The sequence below is a fragment of the Microbacterium sp. bgisy207 genome (assembly GCF_057706855.1).
The window spans coordinates 215,180-232,373 of sequence record NZ_JBYIPB010000007.1 but is presented as its reverse complement, the minus strand read 5'-3'; the positions used below and the strand labels follow the sequence as shown (position 1 = coordinate 232,373).

14 protein-coding genes and 1 tRNA gene are annotated in these 17,194 nt (G+C 69.0%); 9 read left to right on the top strand and 6 right to left on the bottom strand.

Annotated features, from left to right (window positions below):
- On the bottom strand, nt 1-448 hold a 448-nt coding region (locus tag AC3ENO_RS09065), incomplete at its 3' end, for a helix-turn-helix domain-containing protein (protein WP_434970304.1).
- A 301-nt stretch (nt 449-749) separates the two neighbouring features.
- On the opposite strand from AC3ENO_RS09065, the gene mobF reads away from it, so the two are divergent.
- Complete coding sequence (mobF, locus tag AC3ENO_RS09060) at nt 750-4,169, top strand: MobF family relaxase (RefSeq protein WP_228178104.1); 3,420 nt, start codon at nt 750-752, stop codon at nt 4,167-4,169.
- Between the two features lie 40 nt (nt 4,170-4,209).
- Here the strand turns inward: mobF and AC3ENO_RS09055 are convergent, their stop codons facing one another.
- The gene (locus AC3ENO_RS09055; RefSeq protein ID WP_195691677.1) at nt 4,210-4,911 is read right to left on the bottom strand and encodes a hypothetical protein; all 702 of its coding nucleotides are present in this window, start codon (nt 4,909-4,911) and stop codon (nt 4,210-4,212) included.
- Nucleotides 4,912-5,031: 120 nt separating this feature from the next.
- On the opposite strand from AC3ENO_RS09055, the gene AC3ENO_RS09050 reads away from it, so the two are divergent.
- Nucleotides 5,032-5,244, top strand: a complete 213-nt coding sequence (locus tag AC3ENO_RS09050; protein ID WP_195691678.1) for a helix-turn-helix transcriptional regulator — start codon at nt 5,032-5,034, stop codon at nt 5,242-5,244.
- Between the two features lie 9 nt (nt 5,245-5,253).
- Nucleotides 5,254-6,381, top strand: coding sequence for a site-specific integrase (locus tag AC3ENO_RS09045; protein ID WP_195691679.1), 1,128 nt, complete (start codon nt 5,254-5,256; stop codon nt 6,379-6,381).
- 61 nt (nt 6,382-6,442) lie between these two features.
- On the opposite strand, the gene AC3ENO_RS09040 is transcribed toward AC3ENO_RS09045, so the two are convergent.
- Nucleotides 6,443-6,518 (bottom strand) — tRNA-Glu (locus AC3ENO_RS09040).
- A 148-nt stretch (nt 6,519-6,666) separates the two neighbouring features.
- On the opposite strand from AC3ENO_RS09040, the gene AC3ENO_RS09035 reads away from it, so the two are divergent.
- From AC3ENO_RS09035 to AC3ENO_RS09025, 3 genes are read left to right on the top strand one after another with little or no spacing between them, the layout of a single operon-like run.
- On the top strand, nt 6,667-8,409 hold the full coding sequence (locus AC3ENO_RS09035) for an AMP-binding protein (protein WP_434970303.1): 1,743 nt from the start codon (nt 6,667-6,669) through the stop codon (nt 8,407-8,409).
- Entirely contained in the window at nt 8,406-9,371 is a 966-nt protein-coding gene (locus AC3ENO_RS09030) for a bile acid:sodium symporter family protein (RefSeq protein WP_434970302.1), read from the top strand. The genes AC3ENO_RS09035 and AC3ENO_RS09030 overlap by 4 nt, the downstream gene beginning before the upstream one ends.
- Before the next feature lie 55 nt (nt 9,372-9,426).
- Nucleotides 9,427-10,065, top strand: a complete 639-nt coding sequence (locus tag AC3ENO_RS09025) for an MBL fold metallo-hydrolase (protein ID WP_434970301.1) — start codon at nt 9,427-9,429, stop codon at nt 10,063-10,065.
- Between the two features lie 14 nt (nt 10,066-10,079).
- Here AC3ENO_RS09025 and AC3ENO_RS09020 read toward each other — a convergent pair whose 3' ends face one another.
- Nucleotides 10,080-10,832, bottom strand: coding sequence for a hypothetical protein (locus AC3ENO_RS09020; protein ID WP_434970300.1), 753 nt, complete (start codon nt 10,830-10,832; stop codon nt 10,080-10,082).
- Nucleotides 10,833-10,963: 131 nt separating this feature from the next.
- Between AC3ENO_RS09020 and AC3ENO_RS09015 the strand changes: the two genes are divergently transcribed.
- The 3 genes from AC3ENO_RS09015 (at nt 10,964) to AC3ENO_RS09005 (ending at nt 15,760) form a co-directional block, all read left to right on the top strand.
- Complete coding sequence (locus tag AC3ENO_RS09015) at nt 10,964-12,973, top strand: ArnT family glycosyltransferase (protein ID WP_434970299.1); 2,010 nt, start codon at nt 10,964-10,966, stop codon at nt 12,971-12,973.
- Nucleotides 12,974-13,057: 84 nt separating this feature from the next.
- Entirely contained in the window at nt 13,058-13,927 is an 870-nt protein-coding gene (locus AC3ENO_RS09010) for an NYN domain-containing protein (RefSeq protein ID WP_331791500.1), read from the top strand.
- A 231-nt stretch (nt 13,928-14,158) separates the two neighbouring features.
- Nucleotides 14,159-15,760 carry an ABC-F family ATP-binding cassette domain-containing protein gene (locus tag AC3ENO_RS09005; RefSeq protein WP_434970298.1) on the top strand — a complete coding sequence of 534 codons (1,602 nt, stop codon included), beginning with the start codon at nt 14,159-14,161 and terminating at the stop codon, nt 15,758-15,760.
- 19 nt (nt 15,761-15,779) lie between these two features.
- On the opposite strand, the gene AC3ENO_RS09000 is transcribed toward AC3ENO_RS09005, so the two are convergent.
- Both AC3ENO_RS09000 and AC3ENO_RS08995 read right to left on the bottom strand, forming a co-directional pair.
- Nucleotides 15,780-16,646: an AraC family transcriptional regulator gene (locus tag AC3ENO_RS09000; protein ID WP_434970297.1), complete on the bottom strand. Its 867-nt coding sequence runs from the start codon at nt 16,644-16,646 to the stop codon at nt 15,780-15,782.
- A gap of 155 nt (nt 16,647-16,801) precedes the next feature.
- On the bottom strand, nt 16,802-17,194 hold the full coding sequence (locus AC3ENO_RS08995; RefSeq protein WP_331791498.1) for a VOC family protein: 393 nt from the start codon (nt 17,192-17,194) through the stop codon (nt 16,802-16,804).

Here is a 17,194-nt window from a genome sequence, read left to right as displayed (position 1 = left end):
GACCCAGTTTCTTGATATCGACATGCACGATATCGCCCGGCGCGGCCGCCTCGTACCGGATCGGTTTCGGCTTCCGAACGGGCAGCCCGGTGTTGCGGTCCAGATGCGACAGCCGCGGCATCCGATAGCGGGCAAGCACCCGACCCACGGTCGCCGGGTTCAACCCCAGATGCCAGGCGATCCGCCGAGCACCCCACCGCCGGTTGAAGCGGATCGCGACGATCCGCCGCTCCGTGCGACGGTCAAGCTGGGTCGGCGATCGATACGGACGGGAACTGCGATCAGTCATCGGCTGACCCGCCCGGTATCGATCGGCCCACTTCTTCGCCGTCGCCTGCGAACACTGGAACCGTTCCCCAGCCCGGGCGAGCGACCAGCCGCCGACAACGACCGCACGAGCAAGCCGAAGCCGCCCCCTCGGCGTCAAATGAGCATTAGCGTGAACCACGAAGACCTCCGGTCACCGATGCGAGTTGTCAGATACCCACATCGTCCCGGAGGTCTTCACCTACCCGCGACGCACACAACGTCCCGGGTCGCTACACCTAGGTCGCGGCCCAGCAGTTATCACCGCATGCAGGCACATCTCTCTGAGATCCTCACCACTGTCCACTCTCCCCAACTCTTGACCCTCTGACGTTCGCTGATCCGCCAACCGGACCCCGGACTCGCTCATTTCTGACTTCTTCACAAGAATGGACGTATCCTACCTGATATGGTAGCTGTTATCTTAGGTAGGAGGCGAAGGCATGAAAGGTGGCGTGATCCCGTTCCGGGGCACAGGCTCGGATGCCCTGCGCTATCTGGAGTCCGACCGCGCGCGGGCGGACGAGTATTACCTGGAGGCGGGGACCGCCCTGGCCGAGTTCACGGCGGTCGACGCCGAGGGCCGAGTGATCGGCGAGCTCGGGCTGACCGCCGAGGAGTACCGCCAGTGGGTTGGCTGGATCAACCCGCTCACCGGGGAGTCGATGGGCCGACCCCGGCTGCGGGGCGAGGGTGGCCGGGGGTCGCCCCGGTTCATGGAGATGGTCGTGAACGTCCCGAAGTCCCTGTCGGTCGCCGCCGGCCTGCACCCGGAGGTGTCCGAGGCCCTGGACGCCGCCCAGCGGGACGCGGTTGCGGAGATCCGGTCCTGGCTCGGCCAGCACTCGGTCACCCGCGTCGGCGCGCGCGGGAAGCAGGAGGTCGTGCCGATCGAGCAGCTCGAAACCGTGGCCGTGTCGCACAAGACCTCCCGTGCGGGCGACCCGCACCGGCATATCCACTTCCAGATCGGGACGCGCGTGTGGGCGGCCGGTCGCTGGCGCGGGCTCTACACCGCGGCGCTGTTCCGGCAGCAGGGCGCGATCCGCGCCCTCGGCACGGCGGTCATCGCCGCGCACCCGCAGCTCGCCGCGGTGCTCGACGCGCACGGTCTCACCCTTGACCCGGTGACCGGGGAGGTCGCGGAGCTGGTGCCGTGGAAAGCGGTCATGTCCAAGCGCGGGCAGCAGGTGGCGCGCAACCTCGCCAAGTTCGAGGCCGAGTGGGAGGCCGCGCATCCCGGCCAGGAGACGGGGCCGGTGGTGCGCGCCAGGTTGCACGCGAAGGCGTGGGATCATGAGCGGCCGAGCAAGAAGCCCAGCGTGCTCGGCTCCGAGGCCGGCTGGTTGCGCGAGTTGCAGGAGGCTGGCTACACCCCGGACCTGCCGCGCGCCACCGTGCAACCCCTGCGCACGCTGGACGAGCTGGCCGTGCAACAGGTCGCCTCCCGTGCGCTCGACCGCTGCGCGGCTGCTGCATCCGCATGGACCGTGCATGACGTGCAGGAGCAGGTGGCGCACATCGTCACCGAGGCCGGTGTGCGCGCCACCCGCGAGGAGCTGCGCGAGTTCATCACCATCACGACCCGGCTCGCGGCGGACGACTGCCTCTCGATCCTGCCGCCGGATGCGCCACGGCTGGAGCATGTTGCGCACCTCACGACGCTGCACGTAGTGGCCGTCGAGACGGAGCTGCGCGACCGACTGGCTGCACGCGCCACCCGGCCGGTGCACGGCGCAACCCCGCGCGTGCAGGAGCCGGGGCTGGATGCGGACCAGGCGCGCGCCGCCGCCGCGCTCGCCTCCACCCGGCCGCTCGTCGTGGTCGAGGGCGCGGCGGGCGCGGGCAAGACGACCATGCTCGGTGCTGCGATCCGCGCCGCCGGACAGGAGGGTCGTTCGGTGCGGGTGGTGACCCCGACGAAGAAGGCCGCCGACGTCGCCGCCGCCGAGCTGGGCGTGCCGACCGACTCGGTAGCGGCACTCGTCTACGACCACGGGTTCCGGTGGAACGCCGATGGTGTCTGGACCCGGCTGGCCGTGGGCGACACGGACCCGGTGACGGGCGCGACCTACCGCGGCCCGGCGAAGGAGAACCGACTGGCCGCCGCCGAGCGGGTTGTGGTGGACGAGGCGGGGATGCTCGACCAGGACACCGCCCTCGCCCTGCTGACCGTCGCGGACGAGGCCGGCGCGACGCTCGCACTCGTCGGGGACCGGGCGCAGCTCCCCGCCGTGGGGCGCGGCGGGGTGCTCGACATCGCGGCCGCGCTCGTCCCCCGCGTCTACTCGCTGACGAGCCTGCACCGCTTCGCGGACCCCGACTACGCGCAGCTCACCCTCGCCCTGCGGACCGGCCGCGACCCGGCCGAGTTGTTCGACCGGCTCCACGCGCTCGGACTCGTGCGGCTCCACGAGGACACCGAGGCGCTGCGCGCCGCGGTCGCCGCCGAGCGGATCGACGGAGCCGCGATCACCGCGGCGACCAACGACGAGGCGCGCGAACTGAACACTCTGATCCGAGAGGACCGGGTGCGCGCGGGCGCGGTCGACGACGCCCGCACCATCGACGGCGCGGACGGCCTGAGCATCGGCGCCGGCGACCTCATCCAGACCCGCCGCAACGACTCGGAGATGGGCGTGGCGAACCGGCAGACCTGGATCGTCCAGCACGTCAGCGGCGACGGCAGCCTGTGGGTGCGGGACGCCGCGAGCCAGCGGAAGCAGCAGCGCACCGTGCATCTGCCCGCCGAGTACGTCGCCGAGCACGCGCACCTGGCCTACGCCGCGACCGCCTACGGCGTCCAGGGCATGACTGCCCCCGCGTCGCACACCGTCCTGTCGGACGCGCTCGACGCGGCCGGCGTCTACGTCGGCCTCACCCGCGGGCAGGAGGAGAACAGGCTGCACGTCGTCGCCGCGGACCTCGGGGACGCGCGCGAGCAGTTCCAGGCCGCGCTCGAGCGGGACCGCGCCGACCGCGGACTGCGCGAGGCCACCGAGCGGGCGCAGGCCGCCGTCGCGGGCATCGTCGCGGACGGGCCGGTGCGCGTCGTGAACGCCGAGCGCACCCGACTGCGGCAGAGCATCGAGCAGGCCGAGCGCCAGGCGGCACGGTGGGCGGAGGCGGCCGAGGCGATGGAGCGCCAGTCGGCCGCGCACCGCGTCGAGGCCGAGGCGCTGCTGGCCGAGGTCGAGGCCGCCGCCCAGCAGGTCGAGGCGGCACGGGCCGAGGCCGTCCCGCCGCTGGTCGAGCAGGCCGGCACGGACGCCGCCGCGGTCCTCGCGGTCAGGGAGCGCCACGAGACGGCGATCGCCGCCAGGAGCCGTGCCGGGGCGCTGAGGCGTCGGAGCGCCGACCGGGCGCTGACCGAGGCCGAGCGCCAGCGCCACGAGGCCGAGCACCTGACCCGGCAGCGGTGGGGCTCGATCCCGCGTACGCCGGAGCAGGCGCCGGCGTGGGCGCAGGCGGCGGCCGAGCAACAGGCCGAGGCCGACCCGCGGCTGGCCGACGCCATGCGCACGCACGCGCAGGCCCGGCAGGAGCAGCGCCGTGCCGGGGACCGGCAGGAGCGGCAGCGGGCCATGCTGCACACGCGGCTGTTCAGCAAGCCGTACAGCACCGGCAGCCCGCGCCGCCAGGCCGAGAGCGCCCAGCAGCAGGCCGAGGCGCTGCGACGCCAGCTCGCGGAGCTGGAAGCCCTGCCGGTCGCCGAGGCCGCAGCCCAGGTCGAGGCCCGAGCCGAGGCCGAGCGCGTCGCAGCCGAGGCCCTGGCGCGGCGTGCCGCAGAGCTGCACGACTTCACCCGCGACCAGCACCGTCCGAGCCCGAGCAGCGGACCCGACTTCGGGCCGAGCCTGTAGCGACGCGCTCGGGGGCAAGTGCGCGCCGCTCCCCCGACGACTACCCGCGGCGGCCCGGCGGGAGCAGTCCGCGCGAGCGGGTGCGCACGAGCCAGCCCTGCGCGGTGGCGTGGGCGACGCCGTTGATCTTCGCCATCGTGACAGCAGGCGCCGCGTCCCCCTGCGCCGAGAGCTTGCCGTACTGGAGGGCGACCAGCTCGTAGAAGTCGGGCGTGCGCTTCGGGTTCCCGAGCGGCTTGAGCAGATCCCGCTCGCTGATCTTCCGGCCGGAGGGCAGCACGATCTTCCCGCCGGTGATGGTCACCGTGCGCTTCATGGCGAACAGGCGCTCGTTGATCGCCGCCTCGATGCGCGCGGTCGGCAGGGTGCGGAGGTCTTGGCTGGACACGGGATCGCCCGGCCGCCACGGGAGGTAGACGACGCCGGTGATGCGCACCTCCTCGGGCACGGCGAACTGCTGGCGCTGGAGCCGGATGAACACGCGGGTCGCCGTGGCTGTGTGCTCGATGTAGCGCCAGCGGCCGTCGATCGTCTCGTTCTGCTCCGAGTCGAGCTGCGCCTGCCGGTCGGCCTCGGTCGTCACCTGATCGTTGTAGCCCAGGATCGCGTCGATCTGCGCGCTGGCGTCGTCGTCGCGCTCGCCGGGGAACCGGCTCGGCAGATGCCAGCCGTCCGGCAGGTCGGCCGAGACGATCAGGCCGTCATAGGACTGATCGCCGGGTCTGCGCGGGGCTGCGGTCACATCCCGAGTGTACCGAGCGACACGAGCAACTAAAACTCTTGCTGTGATTGGCGTGTTGTGGTCTAATCTAAGACGACAGCAGCAATCGCGGCTGTGATCGTAGATGCGAAGGAGGCCGTGATGGGTCAGAGCGCATCGCCCCTCGACGCTCGGGAGCCCGAGCGCCTGTTCTACTCCGAGGAGGAGACAGCGGCGCTGCTCGGCATCCACCGCACGACCCTGCGCACCCTCGCCCTGGAGGGCCAGGCCCCGGTGGAGCCGATTCGGCTCACCCGGCACAAGCGCGTCTACCGCCGCATCGACGTGCAGCGCCTCGCGGGGCTGGAGCAGTAGGAGCCAGTCATGGGAAGCATCGAGTCCTACGACACGGCCAAGGGCCGTCGCTACCGGGCGCTCTACCGACGCCCGGACAAGAAGCAGACGCAGAAGCGCGGCTTCACCACCAAGAAGGCCGCCGAGCTGTTCCTGGCGACCACGGAGGTCGACATCGCCCAGGGCCGCTACCTCGACCCGTCGCGTGCGCGGGTGACCGTGGCCGAATGGCTCCAGACCTGGATCGCCGCCCGCGGCGACCTCCGGGCGACGACCCGCAGCCGGGTCGAGAACATCATCGCCAAGCACATCGTCCCCGAGTTGGGGAAGATCCCGATCGGCGACCTCACCCGCCTGCGGGTGCAGGAGTGGGCCTCGGCCCTCCCCGGTGCCCCGGCGACCGTCCGCAAGATCGTCAACGTCCTCTCCGGTTCGCTCCGATTCGCGGTCGAGGACGAGCGCCTGCCGTCCAACCCCGCCGCCCGGCTCAAACTCCCCAAGCCCACCAAGTCCCGCAAGCGGTATCTGTCCCACAATCAGGTCGCCGCGCTCGCCCAGGCCATTGACGAGATGAAGGATGGGCGCGAGTACGGCTACGGCCTCGTCGTCCTCGTGCTCGCCTACTGCGGCCTGCGCTGGGGCGAGCTGTCCGGGCTCCGCATCCGTGACCTCGACCTCGACGCGAAGCACCCGCGCCTCACCGTCGAGCAGACCGTCGTGGCCGACAAGGGCTACCAGCGCATCGAGCCGCCGAAGGACTACGAGCACCGCAGTATCCCGATCCCGGCGTTCCTCGTCGGGCTGCTCCGCGCGCAGATCGCCGGGCGCCCGGCCTACGCCCCGGTGTTCTACGGCATCCGCACCGGCACCTGGCTTCGCAACCACGTCTACCGGGTCGGCTGGTTCGACACCGCGGCCGAGGCGGTCGGGATCAAGGGCCTCACCCCGCACGAGCTGCGGCACACCGCTGCCTCGCTCGCCGTCAGCGCCGGCGCGAACGTGAAGGCCGTCCAGCGGATGCTCGGGCACGCCTCGGCCGCGGTGACCCTCGACGTGTACGCCGACCTGTTCGATGACGACCTGGACGGTGTTGCCACGGCGCTGAACCTCGCGGCCATGCAATCAGATGTTGCCAATCTGTTGCCAAAAGCGGCATAGCGCCCGTTCGAGCCTTTCGGCAGGAACAAGAAAACCCCCGGCTGACCGGGGGTCTTCTTGTTGGTGACCCCAGCGGGATTCGAACCCGCGTTACCGCCGTGAGAGGGCGGCGTACTAGGCCGCTATACGATGGGGCCGCAAGACAACCGTTCGATTATGCCACACCGATCGCGCCCGGGACAAAACGAGACAGGATCGCCCCGGCTCGGCGTCGCGCACCTACGATGAGGGCCACACACCGTCGCCAACGACCTGCCGACGGTTCCCTTCGGCGAAGGATCAACGATGACCGAGCGCCCGTGGATGCAGCGGTATGCCGATGACGTGGCACCCGAGCTGCCCGCGATCTCCTATGACAACCTGCCGGCGATGATCCGGGAGGCCGCGACCGAGTACGGCCCACAGATTGCCTTCACCCAGTGCATGCCCAACGGCATGAACGGGTCACTGACCTACACCCAGGTCGATGAGCTCTCGGATCACTTCGCGGCGTATCTGCGCGAGGTCATCGGCCTCGGTCCCGGGGATCGGGTCGCTGTGCAGATGCCGAACTGTCTGACGTATCCGGTCGTCGCATTCGGCGTCTTCAAGGCGGGGTGCGTGCTCGTCAACACGAACCCGCTCTACACGCCCACCGAGATGGTTCACCAGTTCTCGGATGCGGGAGCCAAAGCGCTCGTCGTCATCGACATGTTCGCCGACCGGCTTCCCGATGTGCTCCCGCGGACGAGCATCGAGACGGTCGTGACGGTGCGCATCGCGGAATTCTTCCCGCCGGTGATCGCCGGAGTGATCCGCATGGTGCAGAAGGTCTGGAATCGTTCGCTCCCGCCCATCACGGTCGCTCACACGCCGTTCTCGGAGGCGCTTCGTGCCGGGCGGGAAGCGACGTCGGCGGAGGCCCTCGCGTCCTACCTGACCGGAATCGGGCCGGGAAGCCTCGCGGCTCTGCAATACACCGGTGGGACGACCGGCGTGTCGAAAGGCGCCATGCTCTCCCACGGCAACCTCACGGCCAACACCTTGCAGATGATCCAGATGTGCGGGAGCTACATGCGCACGGGGGTGGAGGTCGTCCTCACGGCACTGCCGCTGTACCACATCTTCGCATTCACGGTGAATCTGCTCGGGTTCTATCGGATCGGCGCGCGCAACATCCTGATCCCGTCGCCGCGCCCGCCGAGCAACCTCAAGCGCGCATTCGAGAACTACAAGATCACGTGGGTCACAGGAGTGAACACGCTCTTCAACGCACTCCTGAACGAAAGATGGTTCCTCGACAGCCCGCCGCGACATCTGCGAGCCTCCGCTGCCGGCGGGATGGCGCTCTTCGAGTCGGTCGCCGCGCAGTGGAACACCGTGACGGGCACGCCGATCGTCGAGGGGTACGGCCTGACGGAAACCTCGCCGGTCTTGAGTTTCAATCCGTTCAGCTCGAGCGCCAAACCCGGCACGATCGGCATCCCGGTGCCCTCGACAGAGCTGCGGTGCATCGATGATGACGGCGTCGAGGTGGAACCGGGCACGCCGGGAGAGATCGCCGCGAAGGGTCCGCAAGTGATGCTCGGCTACTGGCAGCGGCCGGAAGAGACCGCCGCGAGCATGGTCGACGGCTTCTTCCGCACAGGTGACATCGCCGAGATGGACGCCGACGGATTCTTCACGATCGTGGATCGAAAGAAGGACATGATCCTCGTGAGCGGGTTCAACGTGTACCCGAACGAGATCGAGGAACGGATCGCGGAACTCCCCGGGGTGCTCGAGGTCGGCGTTGTCGGCATTCCCGACGAGAAGACCGGTGAAGCGGTCCGCGCGTATATCGTCGCGGCGAACACTCCCCCCGCGGAGGATGCGGTGATCGCGCACTGCCGCGAGACGCTCGCGGCGTACAAAGTACCGAGGTCGGTGCGGTTCGTCACCGACCTGCCCAAGAGCCCGATCGGGAAAATCCTTCGCCGTGAACTGCGGGCGCAGGCGGTCACGTCAGACACCGCCAGTTTCCCCGCGCGAGGAAGGGAGCTGTCATGATCGTCCCGCTCATCGCCTCAGCCCAGGCTGTCGTGAACGAGCAGGATGTTGTCACTCCGTTCGAGCAGGCTCTGCTGGTCGGGCTCGTCTTCGTGATCATGTTCGGTCTCGGGGCCGGCCTGACACCGCGAGACTTCAAGCTCGCGCTTCGCCGCCCCTATGGGCTGGTCATCGGCTTCGTCACGCAGTTCGGGATCATGCCGCTGTTGGCGTATCTGCTGATCGTCGCGTTCCTGTTCCAGCTTCCACCCGAGTACGCGCTGCCCGTGGCGATCGGCGCACTGCTCATGGGGTGTGTGCCGGCGGGTACGACCTCGAACATCTTCACCTACTTCTCCAAGGGAAACCTGGCGCTGAGCGTGATCATGACGACCAACTCGACGCTGTGGGCGATCCTCATGACACCGCTCGTGCTCGCGCTCTACGGCGCGCTGATCTTTCCCTCGGGCTCGCAGCTGCAGATCCCTATCGCGAACATCGTGATCACGTTGGCGACGCTGCTGATCCCGGTGGTCGCGGGCATGATCCTGCGGCGGTTCAGCGCCAACATCGGCTCAGTGATGGAACTGCTGGGGGGCTTTTTCGGCCTCTTCTTCATCGTGTTCCTGATGGCGACGTGGGTGCCCCGCAACTGGGCGCTGCTCACCTCGACGCCGTGGCAGACCTACACCGTCGCGATCGGACTGGGGCTGTTCGGCATCGCGGTCGCCTATGCCATCGCGCGCGCCATCCGCCTGCATCCGGCGAATGCGCGAACGATCGGCCTCGAAACCGGCATCCAGAACGGCCCGCTCGCGATCGCGATCGTGCTGCTCACCTTTGCCGACAGCCCGGACATCGGGCTGATCCTCATCGTTCCGGCGCTCTACTCACTGTTCATCGTGATCGTGGCGACCTTCGTCACGATCTGGTTCCGACGGGCGAACACCGCCGCGGAACAGAAGATCCCCAACCTGCTGTAGTGCGAACCGAGCGTGGCGGCTTGCCGACCTCCTGCCGCGAGGGTTGACTCGAACCATGCGAGTCACCAAGCACGAGCACGCTGCCCTCACGATCAGGGATTCGGGGAAGACACTGGTCATCGACCCGGGTTCCTTCACCGATCCGCTGCCGGATGACGGCGATGTCGTCGCCGTCGTGCTCACGCATGAGCATCCCGACCATTGGACGCCGGAACACCTGCGCCGAATCCTGATGCACGCGCCCAAGGCGCAGATCCTCGGCCCCCAGGGACTCGCCGACGCCGCTGCCGGATTCGACGTCACCGTCGTCTCACCTGGCGACAGGGTGAGTGTCGGCCCGTTCGAGCTCGAATTCTTCGGAGGCCGCCACGCCGTCATCCACGACTCGATCCCGGTGATCGACAACGTCGGCGTGCTCGTGAACGACCGGTTCTATTACCCCGGGGATTCGTACGATGTCCCCGAGGGGCGAGACGTGAAGCTTCTCGCGGCACCGGTCGGCGCGCCGTGGCTGAAGATCGGCGAAGCGATGGACTTCGTCCTGGCTGTCGCACCGCGCCTGTGCTTCGGCACACACGACATGACACTCTCGATCATCGGCCGCACCATGGGGCGTCAGCGTCTGCGGTGGGCCACCGAACAGGGCGGCGGCGAGTTCCTCGAATTGGACGCCGGGGCCACCATCGACATCTGACACGGCCCCTTCGGTCAGCTGTCGTTGAGCTCGGGTCCGCGGCCGGCAGGCTCGCGCACCCAGATCTCCACAACGTCGCCTCGAGCGACGAAGCGCACCACCCCGCCGTCCTCGAGCGACGACGCCAGTGGCATGGGGATGTCAGGGTTCACGCGGAAGTCGACGACCGGGTCGAGGGGGTCGGGCGCGCAGCTCCCGTTTCCCCACAGCTCGCCCCAGACGACGATGAGGCACCGCGCGCCGTCGGCACTGGCGCCGGTCCACATCGTGACACCCTCCACCTGCTCGTACTGCTGGAGGGTCCCGGGATCGACATCGAGTGCCCGCTCGGCCTGCCGGATCCACGCCTCTGTCGGATCGACCAGGGCGTCCCGGTCGAGCGCTGCGACGATATCGGGTCTCGAGGTCCAGAGGACCGGGAGCGTGAGCCCCGCGACAAGGCCGACAGCGAGCGCGGCACCCACCGTAAGCACTGCTCCCGGATGCCGCCACCAGATCACCCTCGGAACCGGCAGCACGGGCGTGACCGAGGCCGGCTCAGTGCCCTCCGGCCCCGGCAGCGGACCGTCAGGATCGGCGCGCACATCGGCATCCGTGATCGGCGACTCACCGGGTCCCTGCTCGTCGCCGCGGCGCGAGAGCTCCTCGAGCTCGGTGAGCCGCGCTGCGGCATCCGGATCCGTTGCGATGTCAGCGCGCGGACCGTACGCCCGCTCCCGGAGGGCCTCGAGTTCGCGACGGAGATCCCTCGGCAACGTCGCGCTCATGAGTCCCATTATCGAGCCGGCCCGCAGGCGCGGGGCCGATCCGAAGCGACTCCGCTCCGACGCCCACGACCATAGGACGTTCATAGGATGCCGAAAGGTCGCACCACACGGTGCTCCCTACCGTCGGATGCATGGTCACCGATGCTCCCCCGCTGCCCCCGGCATCCGTCTCATCGACCCCCCGCTCGCGCATCGCATCGGCGCGGCGACAGTGGGGCTTCCGGCTCGGCCTCGCCGCCCTGGCCGTCGCGACCGCGCTGTTGACCGTGTGGGCGATCGACTCGGCGTCCGAGTCGCAGTACTACGCGGCGATCGCCGTCTCGATGAGCCAGAATCCGGCGAACTTCTTCTTCGGCGCGTTCGACCCGGCCGGGACGGTCACACTCGACAAGATCCCCGGGTCGTTCTGGATCCCCGCCCTGTTCGTCGCCGTGTTCGGCTACGCGACGTGGACCGTCGTCGTGCCCAACGCGCTCGCCGCGGTGGCCACCGTCGTGGTGGTGGCAGTGACCGGGCGGCGACTCGTTTCGCCGATGGCCGGGCTGATCGCGGGTGCGGTGGTGGCCACGACGCCGATCCTCATCGCCGTATCGCGCTCCAACCAGCCCGAGACCTTCTTCGTGCTCAGTCTGGCGCTGGTCGCGTGGGCCGCGGCGCGTGCCCTCACCCAGCGGAGCCTCGGGTGGCTCATCGCGGCAGGCCTGTTCGTCGCACTCGCCTTCCAGACGTACATGCTCGTCGCGTGGGCGGTGTGGCCGGCTCTTGCGCTCGCGTACCTGGTCACCGCCCAGCCGGTCGCCCGACGAGTCTGGCATGTCGCTGTCGCCGGGGCCGTGAGCATTGCGACGTCGCTGACCTGGATCGTCATCGTCTCCCTCATCCCCGCCGACTCGCGGCCCTACATCGGCAGCACGCTGAGCAACAACCCTTGGGAGATGGTGTTCGGCTACAACGGCCTTGGCCGCTTCTCCGCCACGGCCGACTCGTCAGAGTACCTGTCGTTCAGCCCGCCCTTCTCCGGCGATCCGAGCGTGGTCCGGTTGTTCACCGAGCAGCTCGCGGGCCAGATCGCGTGGCTGCTGCCGGCGGCGCTGCTCGCCACGGGTGTGCTCTGGATGCTGCGCTTCTCGCGCCCGGTCACGGTCTTCCTCGGCACATGGCTCGTCGTGTTCGCAGCGATGTTCTCTGCGGTCGACGGGATGCACCAGTTCTATACGGCCGCGCTCGCTCTGCCCGTTGCCCTGCTCATCGGGCTCGCGTTCGGGGTGGCACGGCAACGGGGCATCCTGTGGCCGCAGGTGTCGCTCATCGCCGTCACAGGAGTGACCGCGGTGCTGATTTCGCTGTGGTACCCGGGCTACTCCACCGTGGTCTCGGTGGTTCAGGCAGCCATCGGCGCTGTCGCAATCGTGCTGGTGTTCGCAGCGAGCGGGCGGCGCAACCAGACTCGACGGTTCGTCCCGCGGTGGATAACCGCGCTGGTTGCCACGCTCGCGTTGGTGCTCACACCCGCGGTCTGGGCGGCGGTGACGATTGCCAATCCGAGCGACATCAATCCCGTCGCCGGCGGCGTCTCTGAGATGGGCGGCGGGGGCCCGGACGGTGGATTGGGCGCGGCGCCGGGACAGGGCGGCGCTCCTGGCACCGGTTCTCCCCAGGTGGGCGCGGCGCCGGGACAGGGCGGGGATCCGGGCTCCCGGGCGGGCCAGCCGGGAGGAGCGCAGAATCCGGGGATCGGGCCGATGGCGGGCCTCGGGCAAGCCTTCGGCGGGACAGCCGCCTCTACCGCGTCCGCCGACCTGGTTGCATGGCTGCAAGAGAACCAGGGTGACGCGCACTACATGGTCGCAACGTTCGGAGCGCAAAGCGCCGCCGGCATCATCCTCGCGACCGACGGCGGATCGGTTCTTCCGATCGGCGGCTTCAATGGCAGCGACGCTGTCCCCACTCTCGAGGAGTTCCGACAACTCGTGGCAGACGGCGACCTACGCTACGTGCTCACGGCGAGTGAACCCGGAGGGGCGGCGGCGCGCGATAGCGGATCTTCATCGACATCCGCTCAGATCCAGGCGTGGGTCGCAGAGAACTGCACGGCGGCGACGGATGCCCCGAGCAACGCGGTGTACGACTGCGCCATCTGATGGCACGACCCGCGCGAGGGTCGCAGGCGCGGACTAGGCTCGAATCGGAACCGGCAGGCCCCTGTCGAACGACGAGGAGTGAGCGTGGCCGAGAGAACCGACCCGCGGGTCGCGGTGTACCTGGACTTCGACAACATCGTCATGTCCTGGTACGACACGGTGCACGGGCGCAACGCCTATGGCCGTGACCGGCAGCGCATCGCGGCCGACCCCACCGAGCCGGAGATCGCCGAGCGCCTGGCTGCGGCCACCGTCGACCTCGGCGCGATCATCGACTACGCGGCATCCTTCGGCACCCTCGTGCTGACCCGCGCCTACGCCGACTGGTCCTCGCCGGTCAACGCCGAGTACCGCAGCCAGCTCGTGGCGCGCGCGGTCGATCTCGTGCAGCTGTTCCCCGCGGCGGCGTATGCGAAGAACGGCGCCGACATCCGGCTCGCGGTCGACGCTGTAGAGGACATGTTCCGGTTGCCGGACCTGTCGCACGTCGTCATCGTCGCCGGCGACTCGGATTACGTGCCCCTCGCACAGCGCTGCAAGCGCCTCGGTCGATTCGTTGTCGGCGTCGGGGTCGCGGGGTCCAGCGCCCGGTCCCTCGCCGCTGCCTGCGACCGCTTCGACACCTACGACGCTCTTCCCGGCATCGAGCGCCAGCCGGGGAAGGATGCCGAGAGCGCCGTGGCCGCGAAGACGCGCCGCAGCCGCAAGAAGGCCGCCGATCCGGGCGCCGAGCTGCTTGAGCGCGCGCTACGGCTCGAGGGCGACCGCGAGGGCACGGACTGGCAGCACGCAAACGTCGTCAAGAGCCTGATCACGCGGCTGGACCCGGGTTTCAGCGAGCGGGCCCTGGGTTTTCGCAGCTTCACGGAGTTCATCAAGGCCCACCCGCAGGTGGCCGAGATCGACGAAACCGAGAACATCGTGCAGATTCGCCTAGCCGCCGGGACGCGCTAAGCGCCAGACCGTGCCTGGCGCATACATGTGCGCGTTCCGCCGCGGCAGTGGCATACTGATGGCGCACTCCCGCGGCATCTGCTGCTCGTGAGGGGGAGTGAACGGCAAGGAAGAGACATGAAAGGTTCGGGCTTCAGCATCCCCTGCTGACCGGACCACGCTCTCTTTCCGCGGACCCGTGTCAGCGTCACCCCTGACGTCGTCAGGAACCGACACGCTCTGGAGTTCCGCATGCCTGCCCCCGTTCCTTCCGTCGTTCTGCACGACCTCACGTTCACCTGGCCCGACGGCCACCGCGTTCTCGACGCTGTGTCGGGTTCGTTCCCGCCCGGCTCGACGGGTCTGGTCGGTCTCAACGGCGTCGGCAAGTCGACGCTGCTGCGTCTGATCGGCGGCAGACTGACTCCGACATCCGGATCCGTCCAGGCGGCCGGCGTCGTCGACTATCTGCCGCAGCGGACGGATGCCGGCCCGGGCCGCGCGGTGATCGATCTTCTCGGCATCCGGTCGATCGTCGACGCGATCGCGGCGGTCGAGCAGGGAGAGATCGATCCCGCGCTGTTCGACACGATCGACACGCACTGGGACATCGAGGAGCAGGCAGCCGCCGCCCTGAGCGCAGCGGGCGTGGACATCGATGACCTGCATCGACCGGTGAGCACAATCTCGGGCGGTGAAGCGATGATCGCCGCGCTCGTCGGCATTCGAATGCGCGGAGCCGACATTGCGCTGCTCGACGAGCCGACGAACAATCTCGATGCCGACGGACGGGTGCGCGTGCACGAACTCATCGGCGCGTGGAACGGCCCCGTGATCGTGGTCAGTCACGATCTCGAGTTGCTCGAGCGGATGCAGAACACTGCCGAACTGCGGGCGGGGTCGCTCACGCTCTACGGCGGCCCATACAGCGCGTTCTGCGAGCAGGTGGCACGGGAGCAGGAGGCAGCCGAACGCGCGGTCCGTTCCGCGGAACACGCCGTCCGCGTCGAGAAGCGGCAGCGGATCGCTGCGGCCGAGCGCATCGCCCACAGCGAGCGACAGGGGAAGAAGGATGCCGTCAATCGCAAGTACATCGGCGCTGTCGTCAACGACCGGCGCAACTCCGCCGAGAAGACGCAAGGAAAGCTGCGCGGACTGCTCGATGACCGGATACAGGCGGCGCAGCGTTCCCTCCACGACGCCGAGTCACGCATCCGTGATGACGACCGGGTCAGCATCGACCTTTCCGACCCCGCCGTGCCCTCAGGCAAGCGGATCGCCGAACTCACCGGCACCGATGGGCGCACGATGGTCCTCCAGGGGCCGGAGCGGATCGCGATCACCGGACCGAACGGCGTCGGCAAGACCACGCTGCTTCAAGGGCTCATTGCGGGCGTGGCCGCGGCACCCGGGCGGGCGGTTGCCGTCGCTCACGTCGACCGCATCGGCGAGCTCTCGCAACGGCTCGACAACCTCGACGATGCTGCATCCGTCATCGAGAATGTCGCCCGGGTCGCCCCGCACATGCCCCGAGCAGAGCTTCGCAATCAGCTCGCGCGGCTCCTCGTGCGCGGCGCCATGGTCGATCGGCCCGTGGGGACGCTCTCCGGCGGGGAGCGATTCCGCGTCGCGCTCGCGCACGTGCTGCTGGCCGACCCGCCTCCGCAACTGATCGTGCTCGATGAGCCGACCAACAACCTCGATCTGCACACCACGGAGCAACTCATCGACGCGCTCAGCGCCTACCGCGGCGCGATGATCGTCGTCAGTCACGACCGCGGCTTTCTCGATCGGCTCGGGCTGAATGCCGAGCTCACGCTGGATGCCGCGGGAGTGCTGACGCCGGCCCGGTAGGCGCCGGGCGGGGGCCGCACTATCGGCAAGCGATCGGCATCCAGAGTTCGGTCGTTGCGGTGCTGACGTCGTCAGCACGATCGAGCATCGCGACGATCGAGGGACCAGAGCGCAGCTGCCAGGGGTTGGAGGGGAACCAGTCCGACGCGGATGCCGCGTAGGCCTCCTGGAGCGCTGCAGGGTAGGGTCCGGACGTGCGGAACACGGCCCACTGTCCCGCCTCGACCTCGATCACATCGAGATCAGCGGGCACGGGTGCCGCGGCATCCAGAGCGACGCCGTGCAGGTAGGTGAGTTCGGTTCCCTCCGTGTAGTCCGGGTCGGCGCCATCGCTGACCTGCAGCAACCCACCCGGCTCCGTGCTGCTGAGCTCCTTGAGACGGGCGTGCTCGCTCGCGGGAAGCGCTGCGACGAACTGCTGGATGTGCGGATTGATTCCTTCGTGGATGAGCGGAACGCGCGTGGCGTGTCCGACGAGACGGAACGCAGGGCGTTCGGCGATGCGCGTGTCCATGGTGGTGTTCCCTTCGACGGTCAGGCGGAGCCTGAGTTTCGGTTGCGTGCGAAGGGGGCCACCACTGATCCGGACTTCGGCAGGCGACGAACCGTGGACCGCGCGAAACGCCCGGCCGAACGCCTCGGTCGACCCGTACCCGAACCGCACCGCGATATCGAGCAGCGGGTCGCCTGCGACGACCGCCGCGGCTGCGACCGTCATCCGTCGCCGACGTGTGTACTCCGACAGCGGCATCCCGACCAAAGACGAGAACATCCGCCGCAGGTGGTACTCCGTCACGCCCGCCTCCCGCGCGAGCGCGGCGATGTCAAGGTCTTCGGACAGGTCGTCGTCGATGACATCGATCAGTCGATTGAGTTCCGCGATCATGGGGCCTCCTTCGGCATCCAGCCTGCGAGATCCGACCCGCGCATACCCGATCGTTGCGGTCCCGTTCGATCGCCCCACGCCCGCGACTCGCGACTCGCGACTCGTCACAGCTTCCGGCTAGGCGTCCCCGGCGTACGCCGGTCCCGGCTAGAGGATCACGCGGGACTGGAGATCTGGACGAGGTTGCCGCACGTGTCATCGAGCGTCGCGACCACGACCGGCCCCATGGCCGTCGGTTCCTGTGTGAAACGCACCCCCTTCGCGACCAGGTCCGCGTGCGCCTCGGCGACGTCATCCACCCCGAAGGATGCCGCAGGGATGCCGTCGGCGACCAGGGCCTCTTTGTACGCCTTGGCGGCCGGGTGCTGGTCAGGCTCGAGCAGCAGCTCGGTCCCGTCCGGATCATCGGCACCGACAACGGTCAGCCAGCGGAACTCGCCGAGCGGGATGTCGTGCTTGACGACGAATCCCAAAGTGTCGGTGTAGAACGCCAGGGCCTTGGCTTGGTCGTCAACGAACACGCTCGTCACGGTGATGCGGATGCTCAT